We start from the raw sequence: 11,599 nt of genomic DNA, 5'->3' as shown, positions 1-11,599 counted from the left end.
GCGGGCCCCCCCCCGCCCCCGCCCCGCCCCCCCGCCCCCGCGGGCAGCGGCTCCGCCGGACCCGGCCCTCCTGCGCAGCCCCGGCGTCCACCTGCGGCCACGCGAGGGCGCCCCCGCCCTGCCCGACGACATCTCCGCACTGTCCTGGCTGGTGGCCGATGCCGGCAGTGGCGAGGTGCTCGCCGCGCACGACGCCCACCTGGGCCTGCCGCCGGCCAGCACCCTGAAGACGCTCTTCGCGCTGACGGCCTTGCCGCACCTCCCGCGTACCGGCACCCACACGGTGACCGACGCCGAACTCGCCGAGGTGGGCGAAGGCAGCAGCCTGGTGGGCCTCGACGCCGGCCGCACCTACCGGATCGCGGACTTGTGGAAGGGCGTCTTCCTCAGCTCGGGCAACGACGCCGTCCACGTCTTGGCCGAGATGAACGGCGGCTGGACCCGAACGGCCGCGCAGATGCAGGCCAGGGCCCGCGCCCTGGGGGCAAAGGACACCCACGTCATCTCCCCGGACGGCTACGACGCCGACGGTCAGGTGTCCTCCGCGTACGACCTCGCCGTCTTCGGCCGGGCGGGCCTCGCCGATCCCGACTTCGCCCGGTACGCGGCACTGGCCGACGCCCCGTTCCCCGGGGACACGGACGCCGAGGGCCGGCCGAGCTGGACGTACGGCATCGAGAACACCAACCGGCTGCTCACCGGTGAGGACGGGGTCGAACGCTACCCGGGCATCATCGGCATCAAGAACGGCTACACCTCCGGCGCCGGATTCACCCTCGTCACCGCCGCGCGACGCGGCGGCCGCACCCTCCTGGTCACCGTCATGAACCCCCAGCAAGGCGGCGCCTTCGCCGTGTACGACGAGGCGCGGGCCCTGATGGACTGGGGCTTCGCCGCCGCCGGACGGGTGGACCCGGTCGGATCGCTCCGGCCGCCGCCGGCCACACCGGCCACACCGGCCACCCGCACCGCTCCGCCTCCCGCGACCGCCTCCACCGCCTCCGCGCAGCCGCTCACCGGCTACGCGTGGTCGGCCGTCCTCCTCGCGGGAGCCGGTGGCGCGGGGGCCGTCGTGTACCGCCGCCGACGCCGACGGCCCCACCCCGGACCCAACACGGGACCGGAGACCGGCTGACCCGCCGCCCGGCCCCTGCCGCGGAGCCGTTCGTCACCGCGTTCCTCGCGGCTCGCTTCGCCGCGGGCCGCGACCCGGTGCAGAGCGGGGTGACGGTGAGCGGAGCCGGCTGCGGTCGCGGAAATACCCCGGAACGCATTCGCGGCCGGGGTATTTCGTTGCCGGCTATTCGCCGGGTGAAAGATCAGCCGTCGTACCACCCGTACTGGGTAATCGTTCCATGGCCGCTACAGCTGCCGCCGAAGTCCCAGAATCCAGGATTCTGCAACGGACCGTGGATGTCCGTGCCATCGCTGCAGTGGGTCCATGCTCCGGTGCGGCCGTAGTCGACGGTGACGGTCGCGCGCCATGAGACGCCGTTGAAGGAGTACGTGTTGAAACCGTGGTTCGGGACGTGCATCGGGGTGATCTTCCCCGGTACGGGCGCCTCCCAGACGACATGCTCCGTCACTTTCGTACCTGTCTGCGCGGGCGTCGCGGCCTGAGCCGCACCGCCGGACACGACCGTGCCGGCCAACGCCGCGGCGCTGCCGAGCACGAGGGCGATCGTCTTCCTGCTGCGCATGGACTGGTTCCCCCCCTGGTTGGAATCGTTGTCTGCACGCTATTTCAGCTTCTCCAATAGGGTCAATGGTGCCTGGCGGTCCCGAATAGGCCAAAAAGAACGAGGAGTTAAGCGGAACCTTTTCCCTGAATGCCCGTCGAACGGCATTTCCCTGATGGGTGCTGCAACCACGCTTCTCGGGCCGCGCGATCGGAACCCGGCGCCCGGACGGCCGTGCCGGCGGACGTCCGTCCCCCGCGAGGCCCGGACCTGCCGGAACCGCCGCGCGCGAGCCGGACGCCAGACCTCCGTGTCCACCGCCCGCCGTCCGGTTCGGGGCGGTTCGGCGGCGTCGTCCGGTGTCAGACGCGGCCCACCGGTGCGCGCGGGACACAGCGAACGGCGAGCGCGGCGGCGAGCAGGTACGCCGCCGCGCCGGCCGCCATGCTCAGGCGGACCCCGTCGGTGAAATCGGCCGAACCGGCCAGCAGGGATCCGCCGAGCGCAACGCCGGCCGCGCTGCCGATCTGGCGCGTGGTGTTGAAGAGGGCGGAGGCGGTGCCGGAGTGCGTGTCCGGGGCGGCCGACAGCACCGTCGCGGTGGCGCCGGTGAGGGTGAAGGAGGTGCCGAAGCCCGCGGCCATCATCGGGACGACGAGCAGCCAATAGGACGGGTCCGGTCCGGCGGCCGCCCAACCGGCCAGGCCCGCGGCGCCGATCAGCATGCCGGTGATCACGAGGGGGCGGTGGCCGGTCCGGCGGGCGAGCCGTCCCGAAAGGGCCGAGGCGAACATCGACATCGCCACCGCGGGGAACAGTGCGAACCCGGTGCGCAGGGCGCTCATCCCGCGCTCGTGCTGGAAGTAGAGGCTGGCGGTGAAGACCATGCCGTAGAAGGCGAAGTTGAACAGGAGGCCGATGGCGGCTCCGCCCGCCACCGGCCGCTTTCGCAGCAGCGAGAGCGGCAGCGCGGGACGGCGTGCCAGATGCTCGCGCAGGACGAACAGGGCGCACGCCACCACGCACAGTCCGGCCGAGGCCAGGACCAGGGGGGCGGTCCAGCCGAGCCGGCCGGCCTCGTTCAGGGCGGTGGTCAGGAAGGTGACCAGTGCGACGAGCGCGGTCTGGGCGGGCCAGTCCAGCGAGCGCCCGGGGCGCCGGACCGAGGCCGGGACGCGGATCGAGGTGAGCAGGAGGCACAGTACGCCGACCGGCAGGTTGACGAAGAAGACCCAGCGCCATCCCAGGGTGCCCACGAGCAGGCCGCCGAGCAGCGGGCCCGCGGAGGCGGCGATGCCTGCCATGGAGCCCCAGAGCCCGTAGGCGCGGGCCCGGTCCGCCGGCGACCGGTAGGCCTCTTGGAGGAGGGCGAGCGAGGCGGGCACGATGAATGCGGCGCCGGCTCCTTCGAGGAGCCTCGCGGCGGTCAGGGCGATCACGTCCGGGGCGAGGCCGCAGGCCGCCGAGGCCGTGGTGAACACGACGACGCCGATGCAGAAGACGCGCCGGTGGCCGAACCGGTCCCCGAGGGCCCCGCCCGTGAGCAGCAGGGCGGCGAAGGCCATGGTGTAGCCGTTGGTCACCCATTGGACCGCGGTGACGGAGGCGGAGAGGTCCCGCCCGATGACCGGGACGGCGACGTTGACGGCCGTCACGTCCAGGATGACCATGAAGTAGCCCGTGCAGACCGCGATGAGCGGAGCCATGCTCCGCCCGGGCCCCGGCCCGGCAGTCTCCTGCGAACCGCCCGCGGGCCCTCCCTCTTCAGGCTTCATGGCCGCATGTTAGGTGCGGGATGGGGTGGATATGTTCCGTTACGCGATCAAGTGCCCTGACGGTGGCCAGGGGGGCGCGACGATCCGTGCGCCGCAGGTCGCGCGGGGTCGCTCGTGTCCGGAGGGGAGCAAGGTGTCCGGCGAGATCGACGCCAAGCCGTGATCTCCCTCGATGGTTGAAGGCTCATCCACCTCTTAGTCTGATCCAGTTCAAAAATAGAGGGGGAATAGCAGTAATGAAGCTCAACAAGCGCCTGGCCGCGGTGGCCGCGGCTGCGGTGGTCGGTCCGACGGTGCTCATGACGACGCCCGCCATGGCCGCCGAGTCCGCCCAGCCTGCGGTGACCGTCCCGGACGCCGAGCCGAAGGGCGACGCCGCGTCGGCGGCCGCGGACACGCCCGAAGAGGCGCCCGGCCTCACGGCCACCCCGCAGACGGCGACGCAGCCCGAGGCGCAGAAGCCCGAGGCCCTGAAGCCCGAGGCGCAGAAGCCGGACAGCCGGAGCCCGGAGGGTCAGGAGCCCGCCGGCCGGACGGCGTCCAAGGGGGCCGAGAAGGCCGCCGACGACGAGTACGAACAGCCCACCGGCACGATGATGGGCCCGGAGGTCACCCTCCACGGCATCCCCGAGGACGGGTTCAAGAAGGACGGCAGCTGGACCAGGCTGAACGTGGAGGTCGACAACACCGGCCACCGTGCCGTCCCGAACTACACCCCGAGCATCAACATCATGCAGTGGGACGGGGCCTTCACCACCTCGCAGGTCAAGGTCGAGCGGCTGGTCGGCGGTGCCTGGCAGCCCGTCAAGGCCGTGACCGCCGAGACCATGGGCCCCGGGTTCAAGTACTACCTCGGGACCACCGCCTCCGTGGCGGCCGAGGCGGACTACACGGTCGAGGTGCGGATCGGCTTCGCCGCCGACACCCCGGCGCTTCCCTTCGACCTCTACTCCGACGGCACCAGCCGCAACGGCTCGGTCGTCAGCGCCTCCCCCGCGAGTTGGTACCAGTCCAAGATCGAGGGCGCCGAGGCCGGTGGCGAGACGCAGCCGACGGTCATCGAGGGGCCCGCCCTGACGGTGAGTGACGCACCCGGCACCATCACGGCGGGTGGCGGTTGGGCGAACGTGACCGTCCACGTCGACAACGCCGGCAAGGACGCCCAGGAGACGTTCGACCTGGGGATGACCCTGTCCCGTCTGGAACCGTCCGGCATGAACCGTGACCAGATCCGGGTCGAGGTCTACAGCAAGGACGAGAACGGCGTCGCGGGCTGGCACCCGACGGACGAGCGGATCGGCGAGGAGGACCACTTCGCCTACGAGATCGCGTCCGGGCCGGTCGGCAGCGGCAAGGCGTTCGACGTCCAGGTCCGCATCCGGGTGTCCGCCGACGCGCCGACGGGCGACCTCAGCATCCGGTTCTGGGGCGGTGGAGCGTACGACGAGGGAGCCAACTCGTACGTCGAGTCCCGCTCCAAGCCCAGCCTGACCAAGATCGTCGCTGCCGGCACCGCCGACACCGGCAACGGCGGCGGCGACGGGACCGGAACCGGGAACGCGGGCAACCAGCCCAAGCCCGACGGAGGCGCGACCCCGATCGGCACGGGCACGGGCACGGGCACGGGCACCGGCACGGGCGCCGCCCCCGCGGGCGGAGAACTCGCCGCGACCGGCACCGACCCGGCCACCTCCTGGGTCCTCGGCGGCGCGGGCGTGGCCGTGGCCATGGGCGCCGCTCTGGTTGCGGGCACCGGCCGCCGGCGCCGCACCACGGCCTGAGCCGCGGTGCTGCCCCCGCCTTCCCCGGAGGGCGGGGGCAACACCGAGCGCTAGACCGCTGCGCTCACCGGGTGGAAGTTGATGCGTTCCCTGACGACGGGGAAGCCGGCCTTGGCGAAGTTAGCGGCCATGGGTGAGTTGCCCTGGTCCGTCGCTCCGCTGACGAACTCCGCGCCCTGCTCGACGAGGACGTGGGTGCACTCCGCGAGGAGGTCGTAGGCGTACCCGCGCCCGCGGTGCTCCGGGACGACCCCGATGAAGCCGATGGTCGGGCCGGAGGGGTTGTGGGCCGGGATGTGGATGCCGGCCAGGTCACCCTCCGGCGTGTACGCGATCTGCCACCACTCCCGTGGGGAGGGGCACCAGTGGAAGAAGTCGAGTTCCTCCTGGGCGGCCTGGTCGAGGCCGCCCTCCTCGATGGCCCTGAGCGCGTGGGCGTCCAAGGTGGCGGAGTGGATGCGGCGCAACGCGTCGAAGAACACGCAGTCGTCGGGTTCGGCGCTGAAACGCAGGCGTCCGGGCCGCTCGGGCAGTCCGCGCTCCGGGGTCCAGCGGTACAGGAAGCGTTCCACCAGGAGTTCGTACCCTGCGGCTCGTGCGGCGGCGAAGCGCGCCTCGGCGCCGGCGCGCAGGTCGGACCTTTCCCGCCAACCGCCGGGCAGGTTGATCTCGAGCTCGACCTGCCAGGGAGCGGAGCGCAGGAGTTCGGCCCCGGCCTCCTCCTCGCCCTCGGCCACGTCGAACCAGTTGATGTTGACGGGCTCCGAGTCGTCGGGGCCGCCCCACCACGCGCCGCGCGCGACGACCTCGCCGTCGCGCAGCGCGACGCGCTTCCAGTCGGGACGGAACCGGGTACGCCGATGGCCTTCACGGGCGCCCATGGGGTCGGGGAGTGCGTCGAAAAGATGGGCATCGCTCGTCGAGAGCGTGCGGATGACCGGATCGGTCATGGATTCCTCCGGGATACAGGCTGCTTGGAGCGCTCCCGGTCAGAACTGACGAACCACGCCGGGATGGTGGAAGAGGGAGCGCTGGAAAGGCGTGAACTGCACGGCACTCGCCTCCTTCCGTCGACATCGGGGCGTGGAGCCACACGGTACGTGATCTTCCGCGGGTCCGTCCACGGATTTCGGACCGGCGATGCGGTCCGGTCACGGCTCCGGGCCGACCAGGCCCGCCCTCCCGGGCGGCGGGCGCCTCCGGGGGAGAGCAGGCGGCCAGGGCGGCGGCGCCCTCGTCGGTCACCTCCACCCGTAGGGCGGGCGGCAGGGTCCATGCCGCCACCGCCGTGCCCGCCGGCCCGACCCGCGATGCACCGGGCGCGAACCGGGGGCGGAGCCCGTCACCGAGTGAGGCCGCGGCTGCCGAAGCGGCGGCCAATTCAGCGAAGGAGCAGGCATGTTCGGCATGTTCTGCACCCCGCACCTCCGGATCGCCGTCACCACGGTCCCGCCACGCTGAGCGGACCGTCCTCCGCCTCCGCGAACAGGCCGAGCGGCCCCGCCGAGGTCAGCGGTCAAGGGCAGGTCTTCTGTGCCTACTCGGAAATGCCCGGTTCGCTGTTTTCGGTCGAATCCCGGCCGCGTTCGCCGTTCGTTTATTCGTGAACCATTCGGTCGGCGCGCAGCTCGGGTGCGTGATCGCGGATCACGGCGGCGTGGTCCATCACGTTCCGTAGCTGGTTGGCGACGTGGCGAAATCATGCCCTTTACTGCGGACCGGATGAAGGGAAAGCTGTAGCGCGGAAGCGGCGAGCGGATAGATTTCGCCGCGGACACAGGAACTGCACTTGGTGAATTCGGCATCAAGGGAAGGTGTCTTCCGGGGTTCGCTCGGATGCTGTTTCGGCAACGCTTGTCGATTTCAATGAGGGTGAGCCGCGCGGATTTCGTTCCGTGAACTCAATTCGTGCAGCGGCTTCGTGGAACAGCTTGTGACATCGCTTCAGTCGCGCCAGTAACAGGAGATGCTTCAGTCGCATCGGTTACGTCGGCGGGCTGGCGTGCGGGGTTTTTGCAACCCCTCACGCTCCCCTGTGCTTCTTTCTTGCGCCGGTTGACACCATCCGGCAATTCAACAACACCGTGCGCTCACCGAAACCGGTGACGCAGGGCGGGCGCGGAATATACGTTGTTGCTTACCGAAGGCATATTCCAACCAGCGGTCCTCGCCGTTGAGAGGGACGGGCATGACGAGCCACGCAACCGAAATCGACCTCGAAGACCTGCTTCGCCGGGCGCTTGACGCCACCGGTGAGGGCGCGCGGTGGACCACCGACGCGGATGAGATGTGGTGCCGCCTCACGCCCCTGTCCGCGATGCAGCGCAAGCAGGGCTGGAAGCTGCACGTGTCGGCGACGTCCGCCTCCGCACCCACGGTCCTCGTGAAGGCCCTGGGCGTCCTGCTGCGGGAGGAGGCCGTGTTCAAGTTCGCCCGGTCCCTGGAGCAGGTGAGCGCCCTCAACTCCCGTGCGACGCCGCGGGGGAGCTCGGGCAAGTTCATCACCGTCTACCCGCGCTCCGACGCCGACGCGGCCCGAATAGCCCTGGAGCTGCACAAGGCCACGGCGGGGCTGGCCGGTCCCCGGATCCTGTCGGACCAGCCCTACGCCGCGAACAGCCTGGTGCACTACCGGTACGGCGCCTTCGTCGGCCGGCGGCGGTTGTCCGGCGACGGCCTGCTGGTGTGGTTCATCGAGGACCCCGACGGCAACCCGGTGGAGGACAAGCGCACCGGTCGGTACTCCCCGCCCGCTTGGGCCGTCAGCCCCTTCCCCGCCTCGGTCCCGGTCCCGCCGGCCGCCGAGAAGACCCCGAGCGGGCCGGTCCTGCTGGGTGGCCGCTTCTCGGTACGGGAGGCGATCCGCCACACGAACAAGGGGGGCGTCTACCGCGGGACGGACGTCACCACGGGCGCACCCATCGTCATCAAGGAGGCCAGACCGCACGTGGAGGCCGACGCGTCCGGCAGCGACGTACGCGACTGGCTGCGGGCCGAGGCCCGGACCCTGGAGAGCCTCAGCGGTACGGGGCTGGCGCCGGAGCTCCTCGCCATGTTCGAGCACGCCGGTCACCTGTTCCTGGCCCAGGAGGAAATCCCGGGCGTCCCCCTGCGCAACTGGGTCGCCGAGCACTTCCGCGACGCCGGGAGCGAGCGCTACGGCGCCGACGCCCTGGCCCAGGCCGGACGCCTGGTGGAGCTGGTCGCCGCGGCCCACGCCCACGGCTGCGTCCTGCGCGATTTCACCCCCGGCAACATCATGGTCCGGCCGGACGGTGAGCTGCGCCTCATCGACCTGGAGCTGGCCGTCCTGGAAGGTGACGCAGCGCTCCCGACGACCGTGGGGACCCCCGGCTTCAGCGCCCCCGAACGGCTGGTGAACGCGCCCGTCTCCGCGACGGCCGACTACTACAGCCTCGGCGCGACCCTGTGCTTCGTCCTCGCCGGGAAGGTCCCCAACCTGCTTCCCGAGGAGCCCCCCACCAGGACCGCGCAACAGCGGCTCGCCGAGTGGCTCGCCGCCTGCGGCGGTACGCTCCGCCTGCCGGACGGCCTGCCCGCAGCGATCCTCGGGCTGATGAAGGACGATCCGGCCGAGCGCTGGGACCCGGCGAGGGCCCGCGAGGCCCTGCGGCGGACGGAACGGGCCCTCCCGCAGCAACGGACCGCCCCCGACCCGGCGGGCGAGGACCCCCGCAGCGACACGACGTCCGCCGCGGTGGCGGGCATCGTGAACCACCTCGTCGATTCGATGACCCCGAAGGACGAGCGGCGGCTGTGGCCGGTGTCCACCGCGGCGGGGGAGACCGACCCCTGTACCGTGCAGCAGGGCGCGGCAGGCGTCCTGGCGGTCCTGACCCGGTACTTCGAGCTCACCGGCGACCCGCGGCTGCCGGAGCTGATCTCCACTGCGGGCCACTGGATCGCGGCCCGTACCGATACCCGTTCCACGCGCCCCGGCCTGCACTTCGGCGGTCGGGGGACCGCCTGGGCGCTGTACGAAGCCGGACGCGCCGTCGACGACCGGGCCCTCACGGACCACGCGATGGCCCTGGCCCTCGCCCCGCAGGAGCCGACGCCCCATCACGACATCACCCACGGCAGCGCGGGCAGCGGACTGGCCGCCGCCCACCTGTGGTACCGCACCGGTGACCCGCGCCTCGCCGCACTCGTCGTCGAAGCGGCCGACGCACTGGCCGCCGCCGCGCGGCCGGAGCCGAGCGGCGTGAGCTGGCCGGTGCCCGCGGAAGCCGTCGCCGAAGAAGCCGGCAAACGCTACCTCGGATTCGCGCACGGGACGGCCGGCATCGGATGCTTCCTGCTCGCCGCGGCGGCCGTCGCGGACCGCCGGGAGTACCTGGACCTGGCCGTGGCCGCGGGCGAGGAGCTGGTGGCCGGCGCCGTGATGGTCGCAGGGGCGGCCCAGTGGCCCGCCCAGGCCGGCGACGTGCCCACCGCCCCGTACTGGTGCCACGGCTCCGCCGGCATCGGCAGCTTCCTGGTGCGGCTGTGGCAGACCACCGGCGACGACCGGTTCGGCGATCTCGCCCGGCACGCCACACGAGCCGTCGTGGAGCGCGCCTCACGCGCCGCCCTCACCCAATGCCACGGACTCGCGGGCAACGGCGACTTCCTCCTCGACATGGCCACGGCCACGGGGGACCCCGCCCACCACGCGATGGCCGAGGACCTGGCCCGTCTCATCGTCTCCGAACGGGCCCACCGCCACGGCCACGTCGTCTTCCCCAACGAGTACGGGGACGTCTCGACGGGCTGGAGCGACGGATCCGCGGGAATCCTCGCGTTCCTCCTGCGGACCCACCACACAGACTCCCGGCTCTGGACCATCCAGCAGCCGGGCTGAGCGGCAGAGAACCTGCCGCCACCCCACAGAGAAGGAGAAAGCCATGGAGAACCGCGACCTCGAACTGCTGGCTCACCTGCACGCCCTTCCGGAGACGGACCCGGTCGGCGCCGACGGAGCGGCGTTCGCCGCGACGTGTGAGTGTGTCGGCCTCCTCACGCTCCTCAACACCGTCTGTGTCGGCATCAGCTGCGCCTGACCAGGCAGTAGGCAGGCCCTTTCGGCTTCGGCCCGGGCTTGTGCCCCGGCACGGTCGGCGCGCAGGACGACAGCAGGTCTGTTGACGACGCGCTGACGCCGGTCCCCGCCGGGGGACCACGCCCGTGCTCCGTCACGGACACCCGGTCGGGGACGAGACGAAAAGGGTCCGATCAACCTCCGGCCGGTGGCTGTCATGGGGCAGCCGCCGGCCGGAGCACGGACGGACGACACCCCCAGACGAGGACCCGCCCATGCAGCCGTACGCCGGTGACGACGCCCCCGCTCAGGCAGCCCCCAGGACAGCCGCCCCCGCGGCCCCGAACACCCAGCGGTCCGCCCCCGAGCCGGCGTACGCCATCAGCACCCGTGGCCTGGTCAAGAGCTATCCGGGCCCGGACGGCACCACCACCCACGCCGTGCGCGGGCTCGACCTCGACGTACGCGAAGGCGAGACCTTCGCCTTCCTCGGCCCCAACGGCGCCGGGAAGTCCACCACCATCGCGCTGCTGTGCGCCCTGGCCCGCCCCACGGCCGGACACGCCACCGTGGCAGGTGCCGACGTACTGCGCCACCCGGACAGGGTGCGACGGCAGGTCGGGATCCTCTTCCAGCACAGCGCCCTCGACCAGGACCTGACGGCCGAACAGAACCTGCACATCCAGGCCCGCCTCTACGGGATGAGCCGCCGCCGGGCCCGCCTGCGCGCCACCGAGACACTGGAGGCGGTCGGCCTGGCCGACCGGAGGCGTTCCCCGGTACGCGCCCTGTCCGGCGGCATGCGACGGCGCCTCGAACTCGCCCGGGGCCTGCTGCACTCACCCCGGATCCTGTTCCTCGACGAGCCGACCACCGGACTCGACCCCCACGCCCGCGCCCAGGTCTGGGACCACCTGCGGGCGCTGCGGGACGGGCACGGCACCACGCTCTTCGTCACCACCCACTACCTGGAAGAGGCGGAGAACTGCGATCGCCTCGCCATCATCGACGCAGGCCGGCTGGTCGCGCAGGGCACGCCCTTCGCACTGAAAGCCGAGATCGGCGACGACCAGGTGGTGCTGCGCACCGGCGACGACCCGGCGGCGGGCCAGGTCGTACGCCGCACCGCGCCGCCGGGCACCGTCACCACCGTGGACACCGACGGGATCCGCCTGCGCGTGCCCGACGGCAGCTCCTGGATTCCCCGCCTGTGCGCGGCCCTGGAAACCCACGGCATCCCCGTACACGCCGCTTCCGCCACCCCGCCGACGCTCGACGACGTCTTCTTCCACCACACCGGCCGCAGCATCCACACCGCACGGC

At 72.0% G+C, this 11,599-nt stretch carries 8 protein-coding genes; 5 read left to right on the top strand and 3 right to left on the bottom strand.

The window, feature by feature from the left end; genetic code table 11:
• On the top strand, nt 1–1,135 hold a 1,135-nt coding region (locus tag ACFXA3_RS20565), incomplete at its 5' end, for a D-alanyl-D-alanine carboxypeptidase family protein (protein WP_385188634.1).
• 184 nt (nt 1,136–1,319) lie between these two features.
• On the opposite strand, the gene ACFXA3_RS20560 is transcribed toward ACFXA3_RS20565, so the two are convergent.
• Together ACFXA3_RS20560 and ACFXA3_RS20555 are read right to left on the bottom strand one after the other, a co-directional pair.
• Nucleotides 1,320–1,700, bottom strand: a complete 381-nt coding sequence (locus ACFXA3_RS20560) for a hypothetical protein (protein ID WP_385188632.1) — start codon at nt 1,698–1,700, stop codon at nt 1,320–1,322.
• Between the two features lie 341 nt (nt 1,701–2,041).
• The gene (locus tag ACFXA3_RS20555; RefSeq protein ID WP_385188630.1) at nt 2,042–3,454 is read right to left on the bottom strand and encodes an MFS transporter; all 1,413 of its coding nucleotides are present in this window, start codon (nt 3,452–3,454) and stop codon (nt 2,042–2,044) included.
• Nucleotides 3,455–3,690: 236 nt separating this feature from the next.
• Here ACFXA3_RS20555 and ACFXA3_RS20550 point away from each other — a divergent pair, with 236 nt between their 5' ends.
• Nucleotides 3,691–5,235, top strand: a complete 1,545-nt coding sequence (locus ACFXA3_RS20550; RefSeq protein WP_385188628.1) for a hypothetical protein — start codon at nt 3,691–3,693, stop codon at nt 5,233–5,235.
• A gap of 50 nt (nt 5,236–5,285) precedes the next feature.
• Here ACFXA3_RS20550 and ACFXA3_RS20545 read toward each other — a convergent pair whose 3' ends face one another.
• On the bottom strand, nt 5,286–6,185 hold the full coding sequence (locus ACFXA3_RS20545; RefSeq protein ID WP_385188627.1) for a GNAT family N-acetyltransferase: 900 nt from the start codon (nt 6,183–6,185) through the stop codon (nt 5,286–5,288).
• 1,238 nt (nt 6,186–7,423) lie between these two features.
• Here ACFXA3_RS20545 and lanL point away from each other — a divergent pair.
• The 3 genes from lanL to ACFXA3_RS20530 all read left to right on the top strand — a co-directional run.
• Entirely contained in the window at nt 7,424–10,099 is a 2,676-nt protein-coding gene (gene lanL / locus ACFXA3_RS20540) for a class IV lanthionine synthetase LanL (protein WP_385188625.1), read from the top strand.
• Between the two features lie 43 nt (nt 10,100–10,142).
• Nucleotides 10,143–10,298: a VenA family class IV lanthipeptide gene (locus ACFXA3_RS20535; protein WP_384745735.1), complete on the top strand. Its 156-nt coding sequence runs from the start codon at nt 10,143–10,145 to the stop codon at nt 10,296–10,298.
• A 253-nt stretch (nt 10,299–10,551) separates the two neighbouring features.
• Nucleotides 10,552–11,599: ATP-binding cassette domain-containing protein (locus ACFXA3_RS20530; protein WP_385188623.1), on the top strand; the 1,048-nt coding region annotated here is incomplete at its 3' end.

Origin of the sequence: Streptomyces sp. NPDC059456 (genome assembly GCF_042750055.1) — a bacterium.
Lineage (GTDB): Bacteria > Actinomycetota > Actinomycetes > Streptomycetales > Streptomycetaceae > Streptomyces.
This window is presented reverse-complemented; position numbering and strand designations above follow the sequence as displayed.